This is a genomic window from Variovorax sp. 770b2 (assembly GCF_900115685.1).
Taxonomy (GTDB): Bacteria; Pseudomonadota; Gammaproteobacteria; order Burkholderiales; family Burkholderiaceae_C; genus Variovorax.
In genome coordinates this window covers 166,089-191,064 of sequence record NZ_FOXJ01000010.1, presented here as the reverse complement: position 1 = coordinate 191,064, position 24,976 = coordinate 166,089, and the positions used below count along the sequence as shown (strand labels likewise).

The following is a 24,976-nucleotide window of genomic DNA, read 5'->3' as shown; positions in this document are numbered from 1 at the left end:
GGCCCTCGAGCTCGATGCCGATCGAGTCGTCGTTGCAGTTGCCGCGGCCGCGCCACGACGACACGCCCGCATGCCACGCGCGTTCGTCGCAGCTCACGAATTGCCAAAGGTCTCCATTGCGGCGCACGTAGAAATGCGAGGACACCTCGATGCCGCGGATCGACTGGAAGTAGGGGTGCGCATCCCAGTCGAGTTGGTTGGTGAAGAGCCGCTGCACCGCATCGCCGCCGTATTCGCCGGGTGGCAGGCTGATCGAGTGCAGCACGATCAGGTCGGTCTGCGCGCCGGCGGGGCGCGGGCCGAAGTTCGGCGAGGGCAGGGCTTTCGCGAAGCGGTACCAGCCGGCCCGCCAGAGCCCGTCGTCGGCGTGCGGCGTGTCGTGCGGGAGGGCTTCAGTCGTCGGCATGGCTGCTGGCGCCATCGTCGCCGTTGGGCGTGGTGATGCCCAGCCGCGCGATGCGGTAGCGGATCTGGCGCAGGCTCATGCCCAGTCGCGCGGCGGCCGCGGTGCGGTTGAAGCCGCTCTCGTGCAGCGCGCGCACGAGGATCTCGCGCTCCTGCTGGTCGAGGTAGGCCTGCAGGTCGGACGGCAGGGGCGGCGGGGTGGGCTTGAATTCGGCCACCGGTGCCGGCTTGGGTTCGGTGGCCGATGCCGGTGCGTCGCTGCGAGGCGCGAGTTGCGAGGGCGTGACCGATGCCACATCGGCAGCCGCCATCGTCGTCGCGACGTTGCCGCCCATCAGGTCCAGGTGCAGTTCGTCGCCGTCGTTGAGTGCGACCGCGCGGTGCAGCAGATTCTCGAGCTCGCGCACGTTGCCCTCGAGCGGGTGCAGCGCCAGGCGGCGCAGCAGTTCGGCCGACAGGTGCGGCACCGGCAGCCCGCCGTCCTGCGCGATGCGTGCGAGCAGCGCGGCGCACAGCGCGGGCAGGTCTTCGCGGCGGTCGCGCAGCGCGGGCACCGCGATCTCGATCACGTTGAGGCGGTAGAAAAGGTCTTGCCGGAATCGGCCGGCCTGCACTTCGGCGTGCAGGTCCTTGTGGGTGGCGCTCACGATGCGCACGTCGACCGCTTCTTCCTGCGTCGAGCCGATGGAGCGCACGCTGCGCTCCTGGATCGCGCGCAGGAGTTTGGATTGCATGGCCAGCGGCAGGTCGCCGATTTCGTCCAGGAACAGCGTGCCACTGCGCGCGGCCTGGAAGTAGCCGTCGCGGTCCTGCGAGGAGCCGGTGTACGAGCCCTTCTTCGCGCCGAAGAATTCGGCCTCGAGCAGGTTCTCGGGAATCGCGCCGCAGTTGACAGCGACGAACGGGCCGTCGCTGCGCTGGCTGCAGGCGTGCACCGCGCGCGCCACCAGTTCCTTGCCGGTGCCCGACTCGCCGCGCACCAGCACCGGCGCCATGCCGCGCGCCACCTTGGCGATGCGCGACTTGACCAGGCGCATCGGGTCCGAATCGCCCACCAGGCGATCGAGCGCTGCAACGCCGCTGCTGCCAGTGCCCGAAGCGGCCTCGGCGCGCCCGCTGGTGCTGGCGGCGGCAGCCTTCTCCGGCTTGACCTGCACGACGGGCGCCCGCGTGGCCTGCACCGCGGAAGCGACCACGGCACGGAACTGCTTCAGGTCGACCGGCTTCGTGAGGTAGTCGAACGCGCCCGCCTTGAGCGCCTCGACTGCGTTTTCCGCCGAGCCGTAGGCCGTCATCACCACGCAGCGCTCGCTGCGCTGGTTCTTCTGGATGCGGTGGATGATCTCCATGCCCTGTCCGTCGGGCAGCCGCATGTCGGTGATCACCGCATCGAAGCGCCCGGCCTCCAGGTGCTGCCAGGCCTCGGACACGCTGCCCGCGGCTTCGACGTGATAGCCCTCGCGCAGCAGCGTCAGCTCATACAGCGTGCGCAGGTCGGGCTCGTCGTCGATGACAAGGATCTGCGCGGGACGCGGGGCGGAAGACAGTGGGGTGCTCACGACGCTATTGTGTCAGCCGGTTCTCGCTGGCGGCGAAGCTGACGAAGAATTCGTTGCCCTCGGGGCCGCCCGCCGCGAGCGCCCGCCGCTCGTAGCCGATGGTGGCGCCATGTCGCCGGCACAGCTCGCGGCAGAGGAACAGCCCCAGGCCGCTGGAGCGGCTCTCGGACGAGAAGAAGGGCTCGAACAGGTGGCGCTGCACCGCCGGCTCCAGCGGTGCGCCGTCGCTCCACACCTGCAGCGCCGGGCGGTTGGTGCCCGCGCGCTGCAGCGTGGTGATGACCTGGATCGCGCCCTCGCCCTTGCCCGCATAGCGCGATGCGTTGTCCAGCAGGTTCACCAGGAGGCGGCGCAGGTGCTCGGCGTCGAAGCGCACGTCGATGCCGGGCGCATCGAGCGCGATGCGCACGCCCTTGCGCTGCGTCTGCCGCACCCATTCCTCGGCCAGCACCTGCACCGCGGGGTCGAGCACCACCTGTTCGCCGAGCGAGAGCACGCGCTGCTGGCGTGCGCGGGAGACGTCGAGTACGTCGTCCACGATGCGGGCCAGGCGCTGCGCGTTGTGCTGGACCATGTCGGTGAGCTTGCGGTGCGCGGGGTCGGTCAGGTCTTCGCTGAGCAGGGCGCTGGCCTGCGCGATGGCCGCCAGCGGATTGCGGATTTCGTGTGCCACGGCGGCGGACATGCGGCCCATCGCGGCCAGCTTTTCGGTACGGATGCGGGCCTCGAGTTCGCGCAGGTCCTGCAGGAACATCACGCAGAGGCTGTCGGCGCGCTTGTCGCTGGTGGGCGTGAGCCGGGTGCGCACGCGCACTTCGCGCGCCGCGCCGCGAGCCTGTGCGACGGGAATCTCTTCGGACTGCGGCGCCCGCCGCGCGAAGGTCTGGCGCGAGAGCGCGGCCAGCGCGTGCCAGGCGGGCTGCGCGTGCAGCGCGAACGGCAGCGGGAGTTTCGCCAGGCCCTGGCCGAGGATCGCGTCCGCCGCCGGATTGGCCGCGTGCACCATGCCTTCGGCGTCGATCACCAGCACGCCTTCGGCGAGCGTCTCGATCACCAGGTCGTTGACCTCGGCCTGCATCTGCGCGCTGCTGCGGTTGCGCTGCGCCACCACTTCTTCGCGCGCGAGGCGGCGCGCCAGCTCGTGCGCGAGCAGGGCCACCACGAAGAGGCCGGTGCCGGTGAGCGCCGCCTGCACGAAGCGCGCCGAGGCGTCGCCCGGCTGCTGCAGCCAGTGCCATCCCGCATCCGCCAGCAGCAGCAAGGTGACGGTGGCCGTGGTGCCCAGGCTCACGATCACCGTGCCGAGCACCGCGCTCATGAGCACCGGCAGCGCGAACAGCGGCGTGTAGTTGACGTTGCCGCCCTGCAGCACCTGCAGCGCGGTGAAGGTGGCCAGGTCGACGCCGATGGTCACGAGCCACAGCGTCGAGAAGCCGCGGATCGGTGGTTCGAAGTGCGCATAGCGCATCTCCAGCCAGGTGGCCACCAGGTAGCCGGCCGAGATGGCGATGGCCGCCGCCTGCATCGTCTGCCCGAGCGCGAAGGCCACGCCCTGCAGCACCACCAGCACCAGCGCGACGAAGCAGCGCGCGGCCATGAAGCCGCGCCACAGGCGCAAGAGCGCGGTGCTCTCGCTGCCGCCTTGCTCGAGCACGTCCCAGTCGGTGACCGGCTCGCCGCGCGACCAGAGGGGGGTGCTCATGGAGCAGGGGGCGTGTTCAGCCGCGCGCCGCGACGGCGGCCTGACGGTGCGCGGCGCTGCAATAGACCGCGTCGTCGGGGCCGGCGATGGCGTCGCTCGCGGGCAGGTGCAGGCCGCAATGGGCGCAGCGCACCATGGCCTGCGGCGCCGCGACCGCCGCCGGCGCGGCCGGGCGCTGCTGCGCCTTGGCCATGCGCTCGCGCTGGGCATCGCGCATTTCTTCGCGCCGGTTCTTGCGCCAGAGCCAGATGGCGATCCAGAGCACGGCGAGGACGAGGAGGTATTTCATACGGGAGGACGCGCCAGCACCACTTCGAGCACGAAGCGGGAACCCACATAGGCCAGCAGCAACAGGGCGGAGCCGGCGTACAGCACGCGGCGGGCGGTGCGGCCGCGCCAGCCGAAGCGCGCGCGGCCGATCAGGAGAACCGCGAAGGTGAACCAGGCGAGGACGGAGAACGTCGTCTTGTGGTCCCACTTCCAGGCGCGGCCCGCGGCGCCGTACAGCTGCTCGGTGAACAGCAGGCCGGCCAGCAGCGTGGCCGACAGCAGCACGAAGCCCGCGGTCACGAAGCGGAAGGTGAGGCGCTCCAGGGTGAGGAGCGGTACGCCGCCTTCCGGAGCGGCGCCGGTCGTCAGGCGAATCTGTTTTTCGGCACGCGTGATCAGCCAGGCATGGACCACGGCCGCGCCGAAGAGGCCATAGGAGGCGATGCCCAATGCAAGGTGCAGGGGCAGCCACGGCGAGGCGGTGACGTGCAGCGGCGTACCGGGAAAAAGAATGGCGAGAAGCACCGCCGCCGCCCCCAGCCAGGCGAGCGCCCGCCGCACCTTCAGCTGGGGATACAAGCGGCTTTCGATCGCATAGACGGTGAGCACCAGCCAGGCCGTGACCGACAGGGCAGGGGCAAAGCCGAAGCGCGGTTCGCTGCCGATCAGTCCGTGCGCCAGCACGGCCGCATGCAGAAGCCATGCAATTCCGAGGGCCCATTGGGTGGTCTGACGGCTGAGCCTGGCACCCGCAGCGGCGGCAAAACCGTAGGCCGCCGCAGTGGCGATGCCCAGCGCCACGCCGAGTGGGGAGGGGATCGCTAAAATCATCGGAGGAGTTTATCTCCCCCAGGCTTGCGCACTTCGTGTCGCAGCGCCAACCCCCTCACCGGGGGCAACACCAGAGGCTCGGCAAAGCCGGTTCCTCGGTGTTTCCCGAAGGGGCAGTAGGCAGCCGATCTCAGGTTCACGACTTTCCAATGACCCGCCGCGGCGGGCAGCAAGGCTCCTTCTTCATGGCCACCGCCCTTACAGAAAAGTTCTCCCGCCTCGTCAAGACGATGAGCGGCCAGGCCCGCATCACCGAAAGCAACGTGCAGGACATGCTGCGCGAGGTGCGCATGGCGCTGCTGGAGGCCGACGTGGCGCTGCCCGTGGTGCGCGATTTCGTCGCCCGGGTGAAGGAAAAGTCGCTCGGCCAGGAAGTGCTGGGCTCGCTCAAGCCGGGCCAGGCGCTGGTCGGCATCGTGAACCGCGAGCTCGCCGCCACCATGGGCGAGGGCATTTCCGACATCAACCTCGCGGCGCAACCGCCCGCGGTGATCCTGATGGCCGGCCTGCAGGGCGCCGGCAAGACCACCACCACCGCCAAGCTGGCCAAGCACCTGATCGAGAAGCGCAAGAAGAAGGTGCTCACGGTGTCGGGCGACGTGTACCGCCCGGCCGCCATCGAGCAGCTCAAGACCGTAACGAAGCAGGCCGGCGCCGAGTGGTTCCCGAGCACGCCCGACCAGAAGCCGCTGGACATCGCGCGCGCCGCGCTCGATCACGCCAAGCGCCACTACTTCGACGTGCTGCTGGTCGACACGGCCGGCCGCCTCGCCATCGATGAAGTGCTGATGACCGAAATCAAGCAGCTGCATGCGGCGCTCGATCCGGTCGAAACCCTGTTCGTGGTCGATGCCATGCAGGGCCAGGACGCGATCAACACCGCCAAGGCCTTCAAGGAGGCGCTGCCCCTCACCGGCATCATCCTGACCAAGACCGACGGCGACTCGCGCGGCGGCGCGGCGCTGTCGGTGCGGCAGGTGACGGGCGTGCCGATCAAGTTCGCGGGCACCAGCGAAAAGATCGATGGCCTGGAGGTGTTCGATGCCGAACGCCATGCGGGCCGCATCCTGGGCATGGGCGACATCGTCGCGCTGGTCGAGCAGGTCACGGCCGGCGTCGACGTGGCGGCGGCGCAGAAGCTCGCGGCCAAGGTCAAGAGCGGTGCGGGCTTCGACCTGAACGACTTCCTCGGCCAGCTGCAGCAGATGAAGCAGATGGGTGGGCTCTCCAGCCTCATGGACAAGCTGCCCACGCAGATGGCCGCCAAGGCGAGCGAGGCCGACATGACGCGCGCCGAGCGCGACATCCGCCGCAAGGAAGGGATCATCCAGAGCATGACTCCGCTGGAGCGCCGCAAGCCCGAGCTGCTGAAGGCCACGCGCAAGCGCCGCATCGCGGCCGGCGCCGGCGTACAGGTTCAGGAAGTGAACCGCCTCCTCAACGAGTTCGAGCAGATGCAGGGAATGATGAAGAAGATGAAGGGCGGCGGCCTCATGAAGATGATGAAGAAGATGGGCGGCATGAAGGGCATGGGCGGCATGGGTGGGCCTGGCGGTCCGAAGCTGCCGTTCTGAGCTTCGTACATACATAGACGGAAAAAAGAAGCCCGCCGAGGATTCCTCGGCGGGCTGCTTCGCTTTCATCGAGCCTGCGCTTCCAAAGCCGTCTCGTACAGCGCGATCGGTGCCGGCAGTTATTCGTTGATCCAATGAAAAATGCCCCGCTCGGCGGGGCATTTCGCTTTGGACGGCCAGATGGCCGACTGAGTCCTCAGCGCATCAAGCCATTTCAGGCTGCAGCCAACGCGGGGCGCGCCAGGCGCAGCGCATGCATCCAGGCGCGGCGCAGCACGGCCGGCGAACGCGATTCCTCGGGAATCAGCAGGAAGCCGCGGTCGCGCAGCGTGGTGCCCAGCGCGATCTGGCTGGTCAGCACGGTCAGCGGAATCGCCAGCAGCAGCGGCAGGCCGACAGGCATGAGCCAGATCAGCGCGCTCGGGTCGATCATCGCGACGCCGACGGCCAGCAGGCCGATCACCAGCGTCATGGGCGCCAGTTGCGTGGCAGCGATCTTCCAGGGCACGGCGTTGGCTTCGCGCGGGGGCGACTTCCAGTCGAGCTTGATGCCGGTAAGGGCGACCAGCACGAACAGCGAGTGGGCCAGCATGCGGACTGGCGCCTGCACGATGGCCAGGGCGCTTTCCATCACCGAGCTCTTCACCAAGCCCCAGGTACCGCCGTACTGGCGTTGCTCGCCGCGCATCAGCACGGCAGCGATGCCCAGCACGCGCGGCAGGAACAACAGGCACAGGGTCCAGACCCAGAGGCCGGCCAGTTCGGCGGGCAGCACGCTCCAGTTCGATACGAGGCTGGAACCGCTGAGCCACAGGGCCGTGCCCAGCGTCAGGAAGGCCAGCCACAGCGGTGCGGAAACATAGGCCATGGTGCCGGTCACGAACATGGCGCGGTGCACTGGGTGGATGCCGGGCTCGGCCATCAGGCGGGCGTTCTGCAGGTTGCCCTGGCACCAGCGGCGGTCGCGCTGCAGTTCGGCCAAGAGGTCCGGCGGCTGCTGCTCGTAGCTGCCGACCAGGTCGGACACCAGCCACACGTTGTAGCCGGCACGGCGCATCAGCGCGGCTTCCACGAAGTCGTGCGACATGATGCCGCCCGACATGCCGCCGGTGCCCTTGATCGGGGCCAGCGCGCAATGCTTCATGAAGGGTTCGACACGGATGATCGCGTTGTGGCCCCAGTAGTGCGATTCGCCCAGTTGCCAGAACTGCATGCCCAGCGTGAACAGGCGGCCCGTCACGCGGGAAGCGAATTGCTGTGCGCGGGCATGCAGCGTGACGTGGCCGATGGCCTGCGTCGCCGTCTGGATGATGCCGGCGGTGGGGTTGGCTTCCATCAGCTTGACCATCGAGGTCAGGCAGTCGCCGCTCATCACGGAGTCGGCGTCGAGCACGACCATGTAGCGGTAGTCCTTGCCCCAGCGGCGGCAGAAGTCGGCCACGTTGCCGGCCTTGCGGTGGGTGCGGCGGGTGCGCAGGCGGTAGTACACCTCCACTTGCGGCTGGTTCGGGCTGTCGGCCAGGGCGGCGCGCAGGTCTTCCCAGGCGGCGCGCTCGGCGGCGGCGGTCTCGGGGTTGTAGCTGTCGGACAGCACGAACACGTCGAACTGCCTGGCGTGGCCGGTGGAGGCGACCGATTCGCAGGTGGCGCGCAGGCCCGCGAACACCGTGGCAACGTCTTCGTTGCAGATCGGCATGATGATCGCGGTGCGTGCCTCGGGGTTCATCGGGTGGTTGGCGACCTGCTTGGCCGACAGCGCGTGCTTGTCGCCGCGCACCGAAACGTAGAAGCCCATGAGGGCGGTCACGAAACCGGTCACGACCCAGCCCGAGAGCAGACCGTACAGGCCGATCTGGCCGTATTCGAGCCAGACGTTGTCGTAGTCGGGTTGCACGCCGGCGAACAGCGTGGAGGCGATCACGGTGCTCAGCACGGTGAGCAGCATGAAGGCGTTGCGGCGGCGGGCCGCGGCGCGCTGCCACGGCTGCTTGACCTGCTGTGCGGATTCGGCAGATTCAGCGCGCGTGTCTTCGGCTGCACGGCCTGCGCCGAGCTTGACCAGGAGCGCGGTGCCGATGCTGTTCCAGAAACCGCGCCAGGGGCGGGGCGTCATGGAGCCGCGGTTGACGGGCGGTGCGGTGACCGAGTTGGGATGGCGTTCTTCGCGGACCGGGCTGCGGTGCGAAAAATCGGCTTCGGTCAGCACGTTCAGTTGGGAGAAGTCAGTGGGCTTCATGTGATTTACCAACGTTGCTTGTCGAGGGAAGGGGTGTCGCCAATGGCAGGAAAGCGCTTGATGACGCAATCCGGTTCGGCGCCGCCTGCGCTGGCGAGTGCGGCGAGCGAATAACCCGCGGCACGGGGCCGCGAGAGGGAAAACTGCTTTTGACGCAGGCCGTCGCGCTGCTGACGCAGTACGAAAGATGGGCTGGTGAGTGCTGTCATGCCAGTACAGGGGCAAACCCTGTGCCAGCATCGAAAAACGCTTTCAGATCAACGACTTGGAGCGATCTGGATGCCGTTTTCAGCGGGGAGGCCTGCCGGCGGGCCTCCAAACCCCTGTTTTTGTCGCCGAATCCCGACAAGCCAGCGCGGCTGGTGGGATATGGCCTTTTAAATCAACGACTTAGGGGCGTCGCTACTCGGCGACAGGGTCGGGGCCCGGAGCGACAGCATCGGCCTTGAAGTGCCCCGGCGTGAGCTCGTGCTTCTGCAGCAGACGGTAGAACTCGGTGCGGTTGCGGTCGGCCAGGCGGGCCGCGTCGGCCACGTTGCCGTCGGTCAGCTTGAGCAGGCCGACGAGGTAATCGCGCTCGAAGCGCTGCTTGGCATCGGCGTAGGTCTGGACCTCGACCGTCGGCACGCGCAAGGCGCGCTGCACCAGCGCCAAGGGGATCAGCGGCGAGCTGGACAGCGCGCACACCTGCTCGACCACGTTGAACAGCTGGCGCACGTTGCCCGGCCAAGCGGCGGTGGTCAGCGCCTTCAACGCCTCGGGTGCGAAGCCGGAGAGCCGCTTGCCGTACTTGGTCGACAGGCGCTGCAGGAAGTGATTGGCCAAAAGCGGAATGTCTTCGCGTCGCGCCGACAGCGGCGGCAGCGTGAGCGTCACCACATTCAGGCGGTAATAGAGGTCTTCGCGGAACTGGCCCGCCTCCATCGCGGCGTCCAGGTCGCGGTGGGTGGCCGAGACGATGCGCACGTCGACCTCGATCGACTGGCTCGCGCCCAGCGGCCGCACGGCACGCTCCTGCAGCACGCGCAGCAGCTTCACTTGCAGGGCGGGCGGCATGTCCCCGATTTCGTCCAGCAGCAGCGTGCCGCCGTCGGCCTGCTGGAACAGGCCCTTGTGATTCGCGTGGGCGTCGGTGAAGGCCCCCTTCATGTGGCCGAACAGTTCCGACTCGAGCAGCGCCTCGGGAATGGCGCCGCAATTGACCGCCACGAAGGGCTTGTCGGCGCGCGCGCTGGCCTTGTGGATGGCGCGTGCCAGCAACTCCTTGCCGGCGCCGCTGTCGCCGCGCAGCAGCACGGAGGCGTCCGACTTGGCGACCATGCGCGCCTCGGCGAGCAGCTCGGCCATGCGGTTGCTGCGGCTCACGATTTCGGAGCGCCAGCTTTCGTCGCCGCTCTTGGCCGGCGTGCTGGCGGGCGCGCCCAGCGCCAACGCCTGCCCGATCTTGTCGAGCAGCTCGCGGGCGTCGTAGGGCTTGGTGAGGTAGGTGAACACGCCGCGTGCCGTGGCCTCGACCGCATCGGGAATGGTGCCGTGGGCGGTGAGCAGGATCACCGGCAGCGAGGGATGGCGCTTCCTGATCTCGTCGAAGAGCGCGAGGCCGTCGCGCCCGGGCAGGCGCACGTCGCTCAGCACCAGCTGCGGGTGTTCGATCTCCAACTGGGTGAGTGCCGTTTCGGCCGAGGTCACGGCCGTGACCTGGTAGCCCGCCGACACGAGCCGCATCGAGATCAGGCGCAGCATGTCCGGATCGTCGTCGACCACGAGGAGGCGGGCGCCGGATGTACTCATGGGCTTGTCTTGGTTCCGTTGGTCGCCGGTGCAGGCGCTCCTGCCGGGGCCGGGGTGCTCGCGGGCCGCGCGAAGCTGCGTTCGATGGCGCGCAGCGCTTCGATGCGGTCGTTGAGCTGGTCGATGCGGCGCTGGCTGTCGCGCAGCTGCTGCACCTGCTTGTCGCGGTCGTCCTCGACGCGGCGCTGCTCCACATAGCGGGCCGCCAGCGCGCGTGCAAGCGGGTGCAGGGGCTGCGCCTCGGGCGACGGGTTGGCGATCACGCGCTGCAGCAGGCCGAGGGCGCGTGCCAGGTCGGCCGGCACGCGGGTCTGCGACAGCAGGATCGCCAGCTGCATCTGCGTGGAGGGCGAGTCGCCGGGGTCGCCGATGCGGGCGATTTCGGCATTCAGCTCGCCGCCGCCGAGTGGCCGCACCTTGTCGGCGTACGACAGCATGGCCGCTTGCGGCCCCTGGGTCATCAGCGTGAAGAGCGATGCCGGCTGCGTGGCGGGCGCGCGGGGCTCGGCCTCGACCGGCATGACGCGCGGCACGACGGCAGGCGGGGGCAGTGCATCGGCCTCGGCGGGCGGCTTGGGCTGCGTGGCGCAGGCGGTCAGCAACAGGGCGAAAGGCAAGGCCAACGCCCCGGCGAGGATGGGACTGCGGACGAACGAAAAAGACATGGGTCGAAAAAGGGGCGCGAAGCGGTGATTCAGATGGGGCGTGCCGGCAAGAGGGTCAGGCCGTGCGCGGCAACTCGATGCGAAAACGTGCACCGGGCCCGCCAGGCTGCAGCGTGATGCGGCCCCCGTGGGCTGCAATGTACTCCTGCACGATGGAAAGTCCGATGCCGGTGCCTTTGACCGTGTGCTCGGGCTGGCGCTCGCCGCGGAAGAAGGGCTCGAAGATCCGGTCGCGATCGCCCTCGGCAATGCCCGGCCCGGCGTCGTTCACGTCGATGTGCACCGCCTCCGGCGTGCCGGACACCGCGAGCGTGATGACACCGCCGGTTACCGAAAAGCGGATCGCGTTGGACAGCAGGTTGGCGATGGCGGTGCCCAGCTTGGTGCGGTCGACGGTGAGCGCGAGCGGCTCGCCCTCGGCGCGCACCCGCAGCCCGTGCGATTGCCATTGCAGGCGCTGGGCCTCGATCTGCTCCTCGATGAGCGGCAGCAGCTCGGTGCGCTCGCGGCGCAGTTCGCGCGCCTCGAACGCAGCGGCATTGAAGCGCAGCAGCGCCTCGATCTGCCCCTGCAGCGAGACGGTGTTCTGGTTCAGGATCTGCGCGACTTCGAGCTGCGCCGGGTTCAGCGGGCCCGTCACGCCGTCTTCGAGCAGCGAGACGCCTTCGCGCAGTGCGGCCAGCGGCGTCTTGAGTTCGTGCGACACGTGCCGCAGGAACCGCGCCTTGTCGGCGTCCAGCTCGGTGAGGCGCAGCCGCAGCCATTCGAGCTGCTGCGACACGCGCCGCACGTCGGCCGGGCCGCGGATGTCGATGGGTTCGTCCAGGCGGTTTTGCCCCAGGCCGACGATGGCGTGCTCCATGCGCTTGAACGGGCGCGCGAGCCAGATGCCGAAAGCCAGCGCCAGCACCACGGCCAGCACGCTGGAGGCCACCACTTCGCGCATCAGCCGGCGGCGTGCGTTCTCTATGCGCTTGGCGAGCGCGTCGTTCTGTGTCTCGATGAGGAACTGGGCCTGTTGCGCGAGGTTGGTGTTGAGCGTGTCGAGCTCGCGGAACTGCATGGCCATGTTGCTCTCGCGCGTGAGGGCGCTGTCGGCGCTGCCGCTCATGAGGCCCTCGATCACGCCCAGCTGCGCGCGCCACATCTCGATGCTGGCGGGCATGAGACCGTTCTTCTCGAGCCGCTCGAGCACCTGGTGCGATTCGCGCGCGGCCTCGTCGAAGCGGCGGCGCAGCACCGCGTCGTTGAGCACCAGCGACTGGCGCCCGGCGCGTTCCATGGCCGCGCTGCGTTCGGCCAGCGACTGGGACGCGCCCGAAAGCCGCAGCGCGCGCGCCGCGGCGTCGCGGCTCTGGGTCATGAGGGCGTCGTACTGGAACACCGAGCGCAGCGCCACGCCCACCAGCAGCGCGGTGATCAGCAAGAAGGCAAACAGCAGGAGCTGCTGGAACGAGCCCCGGGTCGAAGGTCGCTTCGCCATCAGTGGGCGAGCGCGGCGGCGGACGATGCCATCGACGATTCGCTGGTCGGCACTTCGCCGCGCAGCGTGTAGGCCAGCGAGCGCGTGATGCGCAGGTCGGCCATCTGGCCGACCAGGCGCGCATCGCCTTCGAAATTGACGACGCGGTTGCAGGCGGTGCGGCCCATCAGCTCGTTGGCGTCCTTGCGGGAAGCGCCTTCGACCAGCACGCGCTGCGTGCTGCCCACGAGCGCGTCGCCGAAGCGGCGCACGTTGCCGTCGATCACGCGCTGCAGCGTCTGCAGGCGCGCGAGCTTCACTTCGTGCGGCGTGTCGTCCTTGAGCGCCGCGGCCGGCGTGCCGGGGCGCGGGCTGAAGATGAAGCTGAAGCTGTTGTCGAACTGGCAGTCGTCGATGAGCTTCATCATCCGGGCGAAGTCTTCGTCGGTCTCGCCGGGGAAGCCGACGATGAAGTCGCTGGAGAGGGCCAGGTCGGGGCGGATGGCGCGGAGCTTGCGCACCGTGCTCTTGTATTCCATGGCGGTGTAGCCGCGCTTCATGGCCATCAGGATGCGGTCACTGCCGTGCTGCACCGGAAGATGCAGGTGGCTCACCAGTTGCGGCACCTTGGCATAGGCCTCGATGAGCCGCGGCGTGAACTCGTTCGGGTGGCTGGTGGTGTAGCGGATGCGCTCGATGCCGGGGATCTCGGCAACGTACTCGATGAGCAGCGCGAAATCGGCGATCTCCGCGGTGTCGCCCATGCGGCCGCGGTAGGCGTTCACGTTCTGGCCCAGCAGCGTGATCTCGCGCACGCCCTGGTCCGCGAGGCCGGCGATTTCGACCAGCACGTCATCGAGCGGACGGTTCACTTCCTCGCCGCGGGTGTAGGGCACCACGCAGTAGCTGCAGTACTTGGAGCAGCCTTCCATGATCGACACGAAGGCGGTGGCGCCTTCCACGCGTGCGGGCGGCAGGTGGTCGAACTTCTCGATCTCGGGGAAGCTGATGTCCACCTGCGGGCGGTTCAGGCGCTCGCGGTCGTTGAGCATCTCGGGCAGGCGGTGCAGCGTCTGCGGGCCGAACACGATGTCGACGTAGGGCGCGCGCGCGATGATGGCCGCGCCTTCCTGGCTCGCCACGCAGCCGCCCACGCCGATCTTCACGCCCTTGGCCTTCAGGTGCTTCACGCGGCCGAGGTCGGAGAACACCTTTTCCTGGGCCTTCTCGCGCACCGAGCAGGTGTTGAACAGGATGAGGTCGGCCTCGTCCACGTTCTGCGTCGGCTCGTAGCCCTGCGCGGCGTGCAGCACGTCGGCCATCTTGTCCGAGTCGTACTCGTTCATCTGGCAGCCGAAGGTCTTGATGAATACTTTTTTCATGGGGTGCTCTCTCGATGCCCTCCGGGGATGGAGGGCGCGGCGGGCGCGGAAGGCCTGCGCCGCCTTTCTTTCTTGCTTGCAGCGGTTACTGCGTATTGAGGGTGTCGTTCGTGGCGAACGGCCAGATGTTCAGCAGCGGCTTGTTCAGCGACTCCCGGCTGGCCACGGCTTCCTCGGGCGTGAGGATCCAGATCTCGCGCAGCAGGCCGGCCGCATCGCGCGTGTAGTTCACCAGGTACTTCTGGCCAATGATCGCGCCGGGCATCACCAGCATGTTCTGCGGGCTGCGGATGCGGGCGCCGGCGCCCAGGCGGTCGGCGTTGCCGTCCAGCTCGACGTCGGGCGCATTGGTCACCATGAACTTGCCGCGCAGCGTGCCGATGGGGAAGTTGCGCCCGCCGTTGAGCGATTCGTTCTGGGTCTGGGGGCGGGGAACCTCGTCCTGGGCGCTGGCCTGCAGGGAGAAGAGTCCGGCGCTTGCGGCGAGGGTGCAAAGCGCGGTGAAAGTGAGGGCATTCGTGGTTTTCTTGCAGCGGTTCATGGGGTATATCCAGAGGCTGTGGAGCGGCGATTTTAACGAGGGGCTTGGCCCCCTTCGCGCCGGCCACAGCAGGTTGAGCGCGGGCTTTTCGGTTGACCTGCTTTACATTTCTTTACGGGAACCATGAACGCCGTGAGTCGGGCGCTGATTCAATAGCCAGTGTCAGCCCAAAGTGCACAAGAACCCATGAAGAAAAATGCTGCCATTGCCCTTGCGGGTGTGTTGATCGTAGCCGTCGCAGGCGGGTGGTGGAGCATGTCCGCAGACAAGCTCGGGACAAAGAATGCGAAGACGACGGCGGCTGCCGGAAACGGCGGCCCGGCCGGCGGCGGCGCACCCGCCCTGGTGACCCTGGCCACCGCCGAAAAGCAGGACGTGCCGGTCACGGTGCAGGTCAACGGCAGCGTGGTGTCCCTGAACAGCGTCGACCTGCGCCCGCAGGTCACCAACACCGTCAGCACCGTCCATGTGAAGGAAGGCCAGTTCGTCAAGGCGGGCCAGTTGCTCTTCTCGCTGGACGACCGCAACGACCAGGCCAACCTGGCCCGCGCCCGCGCCCAGCAGCAGAAGGACGAGGCCACCATGGCCGACCTGGAGCGCCAGTACAAGCGCAGCCAAGACCTGGTGGCGCAGAACTTCATCGCCAAGAGCGCGGCCGACGCCACGCTGTCGCAACTCGAGGCGCAGCGCGCCGCCGTGGCGGCCGACCGTGCCGCCGTGCAGTCGGCGCAGGTGGCGCTGGGCTATGCAACCCTTCGCGCGCCGATCGCCGGTCGCATCGGCGCCGTCAACATCTACCCGGGCACGCTGGTGCAGCCGACGCTGTCGCTGGTCACGGTCACGCAACTGGACCCGATCGCGGTGAGCTTCCCGGTGCCCGAAGGCAATCTGCAGGACCTGCTGGAAGCCGCGCGCAGCCGCTCGCCGGTCGAGGCCCTCGTCACCGGGCGCAAGACCCCGCTCATCGGCTCGCTCGACTTCGTGGACAACACGGTCGATCCGCAGATCGGCACCGTGCGCGCCAAGGCCGTGTTCGCCAATGCCGACCAGGGCCTCTGGCCGGGCCAGTTCGTCGGCACGCGGATCACCGTGCGCACGCTGAGCGGAGTCACGGTGGTGCCCGCCGCGGCGCTGATGATGCTGTCCGACGGCACTTCGCTCTACGTGGTCGACCAGGCCAAGACCGCCACCCGCCGCAAGGTGAAGACGCTGCACACCTTCGGCACCAAGGTGGCCGTGAGCGGCGTCGAGCCCGGCGAGCAGGTGGTGATCGAGGGCAGCCAGAACGTGCGCCCGGGCGGCAAGGTCCGCGTCGACGCGAAAGGCGGCGGGCCGGGCACCGCCCCCAACGGCACCACGGGCGTGACACCGGGTAGCGCTGCCTCGTCCGAAGGCACCGACGTCAAGCCGCCGCAGCGGGAACGCGCATGAGCACCGCGCCGGGCCGCCCCAGGCAAGCTCGCACCGCAGCGCGAAGCGCGGAGGTCATCCGATGAACATCTCGGAGCTCTGCATCCGTCGTCCTGCGATGACGGTGCTGCTGTCTGCCGCGGTGGTGGTCATCGGCATCTTTGCGTACTTCAGCATCCCGGTCGCGGCGCTGCCCAGCTACAACACGCCGGTCATCAACGTCAACGCGCAGCTGCCCGGCGCCAGTCCGGACACCATGGCGAGTTCGGTCGCGCTGCCGCTCGAAAAGCAGTTCTCCACCATCCCGGGCCTGCAGACCATCAGCTCGGTCAACACGCAGGGCGTGACCTCGCTCACGCTCGAATTCGTGAGCAGCCGCGACATCGACGCCGCCGCGGTCGACGTGCAGGCCGCGCTCCTCCGCGCCCAGCGCCAGCTGCCGCAGGAGCTGACGCAACTGCCCTCGTACCGCAAGGTGAACCCGGCCGATGCGCCGGTGCTCTTCATCGCGCTGATCTCGCCGTCGATGAACCCGGCCGAGCTCAACGACTACGCCGAGAACCTGATCTCCCCCACGCTCTCGACCATCGACGGCGTGGCGCAAGTCGGCGTGTACGGCCGCAAGGCCTTCGCGGTGCGCATCAAGGCGAACGCCGACCTGCTCAACGCGCGCAACATCACGCTGGACGAACTGGCCAAGGCGGTGAATTCGGCCAATGCCAACACGCCGGTCGGCGTGCTCGACGGCCCGCGCCAGACGCTGACCATCCAGGCCAACCGCCAGCTCGTGAAGGCGGCCGATTTCGCCAAGCTCATCATCGGCCAGCGCAACGGCGCGCCGGTGCGGCTGGACGAGGTGGCCACCATCGAGGACAGCTTCGAATCGGTGAAGACCGCCAGCAGCTTCAACGGCCAGGATTCCATCTCGCTGGCCGTGCAGCGCCAGCCCAATGCCAACACCGTGCAGGTGGTGGACGCGGTGCGCGCACTCATCCCGCGCTTCAAGGCGGAGTTGCCGCAATCGGTCGAGATCCAGATGGTGAACGACCGCTCGCTCTCCATCCGCGAGGCGGTGCACGACGTGCAGCTCACGCTCTTGGGCACCATCGCGCTGGTGGTGCTGGTGATCTTTCTCTTCCTGCACCGGCTGGTGGCCACGCTGATTCCGGCCGCCACCATTCCGATTTCGCTGATCGGCGCGGTCGCGCTGCTCTACGCCTTCGGCTATAGCCTGGACAACGTCTCGCTCCTGGGCATCACGCTGGCCGTGGGGCTGGTGGTGGACGACGCCATCGTGGTGCTCGAAAACATCATGCGTTACGTCGAGAAGGGCATGGAGCCCTTCGCCGCGGCGCTGCGCGGCGCGCGCGAGGTGGGCTTCACCATCGTGTCGATCTCCATCTCGCTGGTGGCCGTGTTCATCCCCATCTTCTTCATGCCGGGCGTAATCGGCCTCCTGTTCCACGAGTTCGCGGTGGTGGTGGCGCTGGCGGTGCTGGTGTCGGCGATCGTGTCGCTCACGCTGGTGCCGATGCTCGCGAGCCGGCTGCTCAAGCACGTGCCGCGTGAAGAAGGCGCGCTCGATCACGAAGAAGAGCATCCCGAGCCCGGCACTGCCATCGGCCGCGCCTTCGAGCGCGGCTACCGCTGGGTGCACGGCAGCTACATGCGCTCGCTCGACTGGACGCTGGTGCACCGCAAGGTGATGCTGCTGATCGCGGGCCTGACCTTCGTCATCACCGGCTGGCTGTTCGCCACCATTCCCAAGGGCTTCTTCCCCGAGGAAGACATCGGCCAGATCCAGATCACGACCGAAGCGGCCGAAGACATTTCCTTCACCGCCATGAAGGTGCTGCAGGACCGCGTGGCCGCTGCGCTCAAGGCCGACCCGAGCGTGGATTACGTGAGCTCCTTCGTCGGCGTGGGCGGCCCGACCGCCACGCAGAACTCGGGCCGCCTCTTCGCCGTGCTCAAGTCGCGCAGCGAACGCCCGCAGATGGCCAAGGTGCTCGAATCGCTGCGCCAGCGCTTTCGCGAGATTCCCGGCGTTGCCGTCTACATGCAGCCGGTGCAGAACCTGCGCCTGGGCGGCCGGCAGAGCAAGGCGCGCTTCCAGTACACGCTGCAGAGCGTGAACGCCGGCGAGATGGTGCCCTGGGCCACGCGGCTCATGGAGCGCATGCGCGCCGACCCGTCGTTCCGCGACGTGACCAGCGACTCGCAGAACCGCGGTCTGCAGGCCACGCTGGAGATCGACCGCGACAAGGCCGGCGTGCTCGGCGTGGCGGTGGGCGACCTGCGCACCGCGCTCTACAACGCCTACGGCGACCGGCAGATCGGGAGCATCTACGCGGCGAGCAACACCTACCAGGTGATCCTCTCGGCCGCCGACAACGACCGGCAGTTCGAGGACGACGTCTCCCGCCTGTCGGTGCGCAGCACCACGGGCCGGCTGGTGCCGCTGTCGGCCTTCTCCAGCATCAACCGCACCGTGGGGCCGACCTCGGTCAACCACCAGGGGCAGCTGCAGGCGGTGACGGTGTCGTTCAACCTCGCGCCCGACGTGCCGCTGGGCAACGCGACCGCGAAGATCGACCAGTTCAAGGACGAGTTGAAGATGCCGCAGTCGATCATCACCACCTACGGCGGCGATGCGGCGGTGTTCCAGAGTTCGCAGTCGAGCCAGGCGGTGCTGCTGGTGCTGGCGGTGCTGGTCATCTACGTGCTGCTGGGCGTGCTGTACGAAAGCTACATCCACCCGCTGACCATCCTGGCGGGGCTGCCGTCGGCGGCGGTGGGCGCGCTGCTGTCGCTGAAGATCTTCGGCTTCGACCTCACGCTGATCGCGACCATCGGCATCCTGCTTTTGATCGGCATCGTGAAGAAGAACGCGATCATGCTGATCGACTTCGCGCTCGACGCGCAGCGCACCGAAGGCATGAAGCCGGTCGATGCGATCCGCGAAGCCTGCCGGTTGCGCTTCCGGCCGATCCTGATGACCACGCTGGCCGCATTGATGGGGGCGCTGCCGCTCGCACTGGGCCTGGGTGCCGGTGCCGAACTGCGCCAGCCGCTGGGCGTGGCGGTGGTGGGCGGGCTGATCTTCTCGCAGGTGATCACGCTGTACATCACGCCGGCGATCTACCTGGCGCTGGACCGCTACAGCGGCAGCGGTCCGATGGTCGAGCTGCCCGGGGAGGCGAGGGCGCAGGCCGGTGCGCAGGGACACGCGGCCTCGCGCGCCTAGGTGCTCACTGCGCGCGATACGGCGGCCGGCCGATGAAATTGCCGGCTGGGCTGTAGTTGCACACCAGGATAGTGCCGGGGCTGATGCCATCTTTCATGGTCTCGCAGGTCTTCACTGCGCAGCCGACTTCCGTGGTGTCCTGCCAGATGACTTGCGTGTAGTGCCCGCACATCTTGCCCGGGACGCAGGTGCCGCCGGCCGCGCCATAGGTGTAGCCTGCTTTTTCGGTCATCCAGTCATGCACGGCCTCGCTGGCGGTGGCGGTCGGCTTCGATGTCGCGAACAGGTTCTGGCCCTCCCCCGCAGGAACCTGGTGCGAGAACGCGCACTGATCCGCCCAAGCTTGCGCATCGGTTTGCAGCTTCGCCGACCACTTCAGGCTTGAAAGCCCTTTGCCTTCTTCGGCCCGCGCCTTGTTGTGCGCATCGAGCGCCTCCTGTTGGAAGGCGGTCTTGGGCAAATCCGTGGAGGAGGTTGCGGGTGGCGTTGCCGGTGCAACAGCTGGTGCCGCCGGCGCTACCGGTGCTATGGGGGCCATGGGCGTCGCGGGTGGTTCGACCGGTGCAGCCGGCGGCGTGGTGGGCGGTGCAGTGGATGGCGCAGCAGGTAATGCAACGGGCGGCGTGGCCGGTGGTGCGACCGGCGGCGGCGCAACCGGAGCCGTCGGCGGCACCGCGGCTATTGCCTCGGGCGGCGCTGCCGGCGGTGGGGCGGCCGGTTCCGTCGCTGCCGCCGGTGACGTGGCGGCCGGTGGCGGAACCATCACGACCGGAAATGCAGGCCCGTCCGATCCACCGCCGCCACAGGCCACGCACAGCGCACCCACGATCAGGCTGAGCGCGCCGGTGGCGAACAGCTTCCCTGGCATTTTTAAACTTGTATTCACAATAATCTCCCATTGATAACTATGATCTATCGACTGCCGTCGATCGATTGAAAAACGGCGCGCGATTATCGGGAGCCGCGCAGCAAGCCATGCGGCCGTGCGCCGATCAAGGGGAGCGGCAATGTGCCGGATTGCACCGAACGCGGGGATTTGCAGGCGTGCGTTTTCCACCAGCCTCACTTCGGCCGTGGATCACGCGGTGGAGAGGGCAGGCCCTCGTTCAGGTCTGCTTACGTTGGGAAATAAAAGCGGCGCCAGGTGGCATCGGACCTGGGCGCCGAGCTTGTTCCGAGGTGGCCACGGAGGTTCGCCCGTCCGTCGGCAGGCGGCTGCCGGCGCCCCTCGGCTTCAAAGATTGCGCGCGGCCATGAGCGCCAGCCAGCCGGCGATAAAGGCGATCTGCAGTCCCCCGAAGCGCCACATCACGGCGATGGAGACGGCCACGGGCACCGGGCCGATGGTCGGGCTGCCCGGCGAGGCGAAGGCCGAGGCTGCGGCAGGGCACGCGGCCTCGCACGCCTGACGGCGATTCAAAAGATGCCGGATGGCCATGAGCGTGAGCCACCCGGCCAGAAAGGACTTGGCAGTCCTGCGAAACGTCACACCCTGGTCATCGCCAATTGACGGCGGGCCTCTTCTTCAACGGTTCCTCCCGTTCCCTCCTCCGCTCTTCCCATCCATGTGTGTGACGGGATGGATGATGGCGACGGGTGAAGGTCTCGACGGTATCCAGCGATACAGGAAGTGGGCCTTTTTCTTACGGTGACGCATCGCGGAAACGCCGCAAGGCCGGCGCATTCGGGATGCTGACCTGCCGGGCCCGCGTTTCAATGAGCCCGTGTCCCGCCAGCGCATTCAGCGTGCGGGTGACGGTGACGCGGCTCAATGCCGTCATGGCGCCAATCTGCTCATGCGTCAGATCGACGGTGAGTTTTTTCGATGCCTGCGCCGATGGCAGGCGTGCCACGCGCAGCAACAAATCGATGACCCGCTCCCTGGGCGCCGCCGAGGCGACCCCGGCCAGCTTGGCGACGATCATGTGGTTCTTGAATCCGAGCAGCTGGATCAAGGAGGTCGCGAGTTCGGGAAGCGCCGAAAATTGCTGCGCGACGTCCGCCGGGCGATAGCGGCTGAGAAGGGCCGGCGCGACCGCCCGGGTCGTCGTGGGCCGAGGACTGTCGGCAAACGCCGGGCCTTCGCCAAAAATCGCACCCGCCCCGAAGATCTCGAGCAGGAACTCCGAGCCGTTGCTTCGCTGGATCGTGGAGTGAACGAACCCCGATCGCAAGAGATAGAAGTAGTCGTGCCGCTCCCCTTCGCGCGCAATGGTGTCGCCGGCCTCCAGGGTGACGAAGCTTCCCAGGTGCGTGGCGTCGATCCACGGCGCAGACAGCGTCTGGGATGCATCCCAGCTGGCGTACGCCGAGGGGGTGGGATTGGTTCTTCTCATGGGAGCGTCTTGCCCGGGTCGGAGAAAGGCAAGCGGCCCATCGTGCCGTCGCGCTAGGTCGTGGGCTCGTCCAGCGGCGTGTCCGCCGCCAGGTGGGCGATGTCGCTCCAGCCCACGAGGCTGAAGCCCTCGGGCGTCCACAACATGCGGTTGATGGCCGCATTGCCCAGCTGCCAGGTGCGCGGCGCCTGCAGTTCCTGGCGGGTGGCGGCGCGGTAGAGCACGTCCATCACGCCGCCGTGTGCGACCAGCGTGACCAGCTCGCCCGGATGGCGCGCCGCCAGTTCGGAAGCCACGCGCGTGATGCGGTCGCGGAAGGTCAGCAGGCTTTCACCGCCCACGGGCTCGAATTCGGGATCGCGCTCGCGCCAGCGCTTGGCATCTGCGGGCCGCGTGGACTCGATCTCGGCGAAGCTCATGCCTTCGAGGTGGCCGAAGGCGCGCTCGCGCAGGCGGGGCTCGGCCTGCACTGCAAGGCCGTGGGGCCTGGCGATTTCTTCAGCGGTCTGCCAAGCGCGGGAGAGGTCGCTGGCGTAGATGACGCCGATGTCCTCGTCGGCCAGCGCCTGACCCGCACGCTGCGCCTGCCAGAGACCCGTGGCGTTGAGCCCGATGTCCAGCTGGCCCTGGATGCGGGTGTCGACGTTCCAGGCGGTTTCGCCGTGGCGAACGGCGATCAGTCGGGTGGTTTCTTCCATCCGGGTGATTTTAGAAGCGCCCTATTTCCTGGCCGCTGTCGCCAGGTCGATGTTGACCCGGCGCTCGCCCTGCGGCGGATTCGGAAAGCCCTGCAGCGCGGCCTGGAACATCACCGGCAGGATGGCGGCGCTCGCGTTGTAGGGCCCGTCGTTGCGGGCCCGGGTTTCGTAGACCACGCGGTTGGAGTCCGCCTCGCGCAGCACGATGCTCACCTCGCGTTCGTACCAGGGGTTGGCCGCCGGCGGCAGGAACGCCGGGCCGCCGTACCAGCCACCGCCGAATCCGCGGCGGCCGTAGCCGTATCCGCCGCCGTAGCCGTAGCCCCAGGGGCCGTCGAAGAGCCACGGGTCGGCCCAGGGAGAGAGACCGGCCGTCACGCGCGCGCCGATCTGCGCGCTGTACTGGGGCTTGGCGTCATCGCGGCGGAGGCCCACTTTTTCGAGCGCGGCGGCCGCCATCGCTTCTAACGATTCCTGCCGCGCGGTGTCGGCCTGCTGCGAGGGCAGGCGCTCGAAGCGGTAGGTGGCGCCGGTCGGCACGGTGCCGATCGAAGAAAAGCTTTTCACGTCGCTGTCGACCACCCAGGAGGTGGCGCAGCCCGAGAGAGTTGCTACAAGAAGAAGAGCTGAGAACGCACGTTTCATGAGGGTCTCCGGGCAAGGGTGCCCCAAATTCCCCTGGGTAGCCGGATCAGCCCTGGACGATGCGAAGGGCTGCAGGTGCCTGGGAGAGCAAGTCGAAAGAGGGCGCGTCGAAGGCCTTGTCGCCTTCGTCGTCGGCCACGCCCGTCGCCTTCAGACCCTTGAAGTCGTGCCGCGTTCCGTCCAGGAGGTGCGAAGGCACCACGTTCTGCAGCGCGGTGAACATGTTCTCCACGCGGCCGGGGTGCTTCTTGTCCCACTCGCGCAGCATCTCGCCGACCTGCTTGCGCTGCAGGTTTTCCTGGCTGCCGCACAGGGTGCAGGGAATGATCGGGAATTCGCGGTGCTGCGCCCAGCGCACCAGGTCTTTCTCGGCCACGTAGGCGAGCGGGCGGATCACGATGTGCTTGCCGTCGTCGCTCACCAGCTTGGGCGGCATGCTCTTCAACTTGCCGGCAAAGAACATGTTGAGGAAGAAGGTCTGCAGCATGTCGTCGCGGTGATGGCCCAGCGCCACCTTGGTGGCGCCCAGCTCGTCCGCCACGCGGTACAGGATGCCGCGGCGCAGCCGGCTGCACAGGCCACAGGTCGTCTTGCCCTCGGGAATCACGCGCTTGACGATGCTGTAGGTGTCCTGGTTCTCGATGTGGAAGGCCACGCCGAGCTCGCTCAGGTACTTGGGCAGCACTTCTTCGGGAAAGCCGGGCTGCTTCTGGTCGAGGTTGACCGCGACGATGTCGAAGTGAATGGGTGCGCGCGCCTTCAGCTTGAGCAGGATGTCCAGCATCGCGTAGCTGTCCTTCCCGCCCGAGACGCACACCATGACCTTGTCGCCCTCTTCGATCATGTTGTAGTCGACGATGGCGCGGCCGACCTCGCGGCACAGGCGCTTCTCCAGCTTGTGCGTCTCGCGTTCGATCTTCAGCGAGTTGGTGGGCGCGGCGACGGTCGTGGCGTCGGCAGGCGCCTCGTCGATCCAGACGGCGTTCATTGGTGGGCTACTTCAGGCAAATCGGGGGAAAGGACCCCGATTTTGCCTTGGTTCACCATTCCCCGGCTTCCATGCGGATCGCCACTTCGCAGTCCTCGAAGATTTCGAGCTTGGCGATCTTCACACGCACGCCCAGCACGCCGGGCAGTTGCAGGAGGCGGTGCACCACCTTGCCGATCAGGCTCTCCAGCAGGTTGACGTGTTCGGCGGTGCACTCGTCGATGATGATCAGGCGCACCTTGCCGTAGTCCAGCACGTGGAAGATGTCGTCGTCCTGCGGCAGCAGCGGCTGCTGGCCCATGCTGAGTTCGGCGTCGACCTGGATCGGCTGCGGTGCGACCTTCTCGTGGTCCAGGATGCCCAGGTTGGCGTTGAAGCGCAGGCCCAGCAGGGTGAGGGTCTGGCGGCCGTGGGTGTGGGAGGAGGACATGGTGGTGGTGCTCGCAGGTTCTTCACATGAGCGAGAAATCGCGCTCGAATTTCATCAGGTGCTGGCCGCCGTCGACCAGCAGCGTGGTGCCGGTGATCGAGCCGTTCTCCAGCGCGAACTTCACCGTGGCGACCACGTCGGCCGGCGTGGAGGAGCGGCCCAGCGGCGACAGCTTGTGCAGCTGCGCGAACTTGTCGTCGTCCAGCATGTGGCTGGGCAGCGTGAGGCCCGGCGCGACGCCCACCACGCGCACGCGCGGCGCAAGGGCCAGCGCGAGCATCGGCGTGGCGGCTTCCAGCGCGGCCTTGGAGAGCGTGTAGCTCAGGAAATCGGGGTTCGGGTTCCACAGCTTCTGGTCGAGCAGGTGAACGACTGCGCCCTGCGCATCGCGTCGCGCGAGGTGGTCGTGCAGCGCCTGCGCCAGAAGAATGGCAGCGCCCGTGTTGCTGCGCGCATGGCGTTCCATGAGCGCGTAGCCGAAGCTGGCGGTGTCGTCGTGCTCGAAGAGGGCCGCGCTGTGGACCACGGCGTCGACCGTGCGAAAACGCGCCGCCACGCGGGAGAGCAGCGCGCGCGTGGCGTGCTCGTCTTCGAGGTCAGCTTCGAAGAGCGCCGAATCGCCCGAGCGCGCGGCGCAGTCGGCGACCGTCTTCTCGGCTTCGGCGCGCGAGCTGCGGTAGTGCACCGCCACCTGCCAGCCGCCCGCCGCGAGCGCCAATGCGATCTCGCGGCCCAGCCGCCGGCCCGCACCCGTGACGAGGACGGTGCGGCGGGCGGGGGGGGGGGGGGCGGTGCGCATGCGAC

At 68.1% G+C, this 24,976-nt stretch carries 23 protein-coding genes; 3 read left to right on the top strand and 20 right to left on the bottom strand.

All coding sequences use genetic code 11. The features are described 5' to 3' along the window. The 5 genes from ampD to BM133_RS32585 form a co-directional block, all read right to left on the bottom strand. Nucleotides 1–406 (bottom strand): 1,6-anhydro-N-acetylmuramyl-L-alanine amidase AmpD (gene ampD / locus BM133_RS32605; RefSeq protein ID WP_093443377.1); only part of this gene is annotated, 406 nt, incomplete at its 3' end. Beyond that, complete coding sequence (locus BM133_RS32600; protein ID WP_093443375.1) at nucleotides 393–1,964, bottom strand: sigma-54-dependent transcriptional regulator; 1,572 nt, start codon at nucleotides 1,962–1,964, stop codon at nucleotides 393–395. The genes BM133_RS32600 and ampD, both read right to left, overlap by 14 nt. Before the next feature lie 4 nt (nucleotides 1,965–1,968). Beyond that, on the bottom strand, nucleotides 1,969–3,666 hold the full coding sequence (locus BM133_RS32595) for a two-component system sensor histidine kinase NtrB (protein ID WP_093443373.1): 1,698 nt from the start codon (nucleotides 3,664–3,666) through the stop codon (nucleotides 1,969–1,971). Nucleotides 3,667–3,682: 16 nt separating this feature from the next. Continuing rightward, the gene (locus tag BM133_RS32590; protein WP_093443371.1) at nucleotides 3,683–3,955 is read right to left on the bottom strand and encodes a PP0621 family protein; all 273 of its coding nucleotides are present in this window, start codon (nucleotides 3,953–3,955) and stop codon (nucleotides 3,683–3,685) included. Then, a complete protein-coding gene (locus tag BM133_RS32585) occupies nucleotides 3,952–4,767 on the bottom strand; it encodes a cytochrome C assembly family protein (protein ID WP_093443369.1) in 816 nt (271 codons plus the stop codon). The genes BM133_RS32590 and BM133_RS32585 overlap by 4 nt, the downstream gene beginning before the upstream one ends. Before the next feature lie 185 nt (nucleotides 4,768–4,952). Between BM133_RS32585 and ffh the strand changes: the two genes are divergently transcribed. Then, entirely contained in the window at nucleotides 4,953–6,341 is a 1,389-nt protein-coding gene (gene ffh / locus BM133_RS32580) for a signal recognition particle protein (RefSeq protein ID WP_093443411.1), read from the top strand. A 214-nt stretch (nucleotides 6,342–6,555) separates the two neighbouring features. On the opposite strand, the gene mdoH is transcribed toward ffh, so the two are convergent. From mdoH to BM133_RS32545, 7 genes are all read right to left on the bottom strand, one after another. After that, entirely contained in the window at nucleotides 6,556–8,577 is a 2,022-nt protein-coding gene (gene mdoH / locus BM133_RS32575) for a glucans biosynthesis glucosyltransferase MdoH (RefSeq protein ID WP_093443367.1), read from the bottom strand. A 5-nt stretch (nucleotides 8,578–8,582) separates the two neighbouring features. Next, nucleotides 8,583–8,786, bottom strand: coding sequence for a hypothetical protein (locus tag BM133_RS32570; protein ID WP_093443365.1), 204 nt, complete (start codon nucleotides 8,784–8,786; stop codon nucleotides 8,583–8,585). 193 nt (nucleotides 8,787–8,979) lie between these two features. Next, nucleotides 8,980–10,368, bottom strand: coding sequence for a sigma 54-interacting transcriptional regulator (locus BM133_RS32565; RefSeq protein ID WP_093443363.1), 1,389 nt, complete (start codon nucleotides 10,366–10,368; stop codon nucleotides 8,980–8,982). Beyond that, nucleotides 10,365–11,033, bottom strand: coding sequence for a hypothetical protein (locus BM133_RS32560; RefSeq protein ID WP_093443361.1), 669 nt, complete (start codon nucleotides 11,031–11,033; stop codon nucleotides 10,365–10,367). Before BM133_RS32560 ends, BM133_RS32565 begins: the two co-directional genes overlap by 4 nt. Nucleotides 11,034–11,088: 55 nt before the next feature. Further along, complete coding sequence (locus tag BM133_RS32555; protein WP_093443359.1) at nucleotides 11,089–12,516, bottom strand: sensor histidine kinase; 1,428 nt, start codon at nucleotides 12,514–12,516, stop codon at nucleotides 11,089–11,091. Next, complete coding sequence (gene miaB / locus BM133_RS32550; protein WP_093443357.1) at nucleotides 12,516–13,877, bottom strand: tRNA (N6-isopentenyl adenosine(37)-C2)-methylthiotransferase MiaB; 1,362 nt, start codon at nucleotides 13,875–13,877, stop codon at nucleotides 12,516–12,518. Before miaB ends, BM133_RS32555 begins: the two co-directional genes overlap by 1 nt. 85 nt (nucleotides 13,878–13,962) lie before the next feature. Continuing rightward, nucleotides 13,963–14,418 (bottom strand): hypothetical protein, encoded by a 456-nt coding sequence (locus BM133_RS32545; protein WP_093443355.1) that lies wholly within the window; start codon nucleotides 14,416–14,418, stop codon nucleotides 13,963–13,965. Between the two features lie 255 nt (nucleotides 14,419–14,673). Between BM133_RS32545 and BM133_RS32540 the strand changes: the two genes are divergently transcribed. Together BM133_RS32540 and BM133_RS32535 are read left to right on the top strand one after the other, a co-directional pair. Continuing rightward, on the top strand, nucleotides 14,674–15,849 hold the full coding sequence (locus BM133_RS32540) for an efflux RND transporter periplasmic adaptor subunit (protein ID WP_093443353.1): 1,176 nt from the start codon (nucleotides 14,674–14,676) through the stop codon (nucleotides 15,847–15,849). 61 nt (nucleotides 15,850–15,910) lie between these two features. After that, nucleotides 15,911–19,075, top strand: coding sequence for an efflux RND transporter permease subunit (locus BM133_RS32535; RefSeq protein WP_093443351.1), 3,165 nt, complete (start codon nucleotides 15,911–15,913; stop codon nucleotides 19,073–19,075). 4 nt (nucleotides 19,076–19,079) lie between these two features. Here the strand turns inward: BM133_RS32535 and BM133_RS35310 are convergent, their stop codons facing one another. The 8 genes from BM133_RS35310 to BM133_RS32490 form a co-directional block, all read right to left on the bottom strand. Then, the gene (locus BM133_RS35310; protein ID WP_177225019.1) at nucleotides 19,080–20,132 is read right to left on the bottom strand and encodes a CAP domain-containing protein; all 1,053 of its coding nucleotides are present in this window, start codon (nucleotides 20,130–20,132) and stop codon (nucleotides 19,080–19,082) included. A 177-nt stretch (nucleotides 20,133–20,309) separates the two neighbouring features. Beyond that, complete coding sequence (locus tag BM133_RS32520) at nucleotides 20,310–20,513, bottom strand: hypothetical protein (RefSeq protein WP_093443347.1); 204 nt, start codon at nucleotides 20,511–20,513, stop codon at nucleotides 20,310–20,312. Between the two features lie 205 nt (nucleotides 20,514–20,718). Further along, entirely contained in the window at nucleotides 20,719–21,411 is a 693-nt protein-coding gene (locus tag BM133_RS32515) for a Crp/Fnr family transcriptional regulator (protein ID WP_093443345.1), read from the bottom strand. 53 nt (nucleotides 21,412–21,464) lie between these two features. Next, nucleotides 21,465–22,109: a histidine phosphatase family protein gene (locus tag BM133_RS32510; RefSeq protein WP_093443343.1), complete on the bottom strand. Its 645-nt coding sequence runs from the start codon at nucleotides 22,107–22,109 to the stop codon at nucleotides 21,465–21,467. 21 nt (nucleotides 22,110–22,130) lie between these two features. Further along, nucleotides 22,131–22,754 (bottom strand): DUF4136 domain-containing protein, encoded by a 624-nt coding sequence (locus tag BM133_RS32505; RefSeq protein WP_093443341.1) that lies wholly within the window; start codon nucleotides 22,752–22,754, stop codon nucleotides 22,131–22,133. A 46-nt stretch (nucleotides 22,755–22,800) separates the two neighbouring features. Further along, on the bottom strand, nucleotides 22,801–23,742 hold the full coding sequence (gene ttcA, locus BM133_RS32500; protein ID WP_093443339.1) for a tRNA 2-thiocytidine(32) synthetase TtcA: 942 nt from the start codon (nucleotides 23,740–23,742) through the stop codon (nucleotides 22,801–22,803). A 52-nt stretch (nucleotides 23,743–23,794) separates the two neighbouring features. After that, nucleotides 23,795–24,172 carry a dihydroneopterin aldolase gene (locus BM133_RS32495; RefSeq protein WP_093443337.1) on the bottom strand — a complete coding sequence of 126 codons (378 nt, stop codon included), beginning with the start codon at nucleotides 24,170–24,172 and terminating at the stop codon, nucleotides 23,795–23,797. 22 nt (nucleotides 24,173–24,194) lie between these two features. Then, on the bottom strand, nucleotides 24,195–24,971 hold the full coding sequence (locus BM133_RS32490) for an SDR family oxidoreductase (RefSeq protein WP_093443335.1): 777 nt from the start codon (nucleotides 24,969–24,971) through the stop codon (nucleotides 24,195–24,197). Between the last annotated feature and the right edge of the window lie 5 nt (nucleotides 24,972–24,976).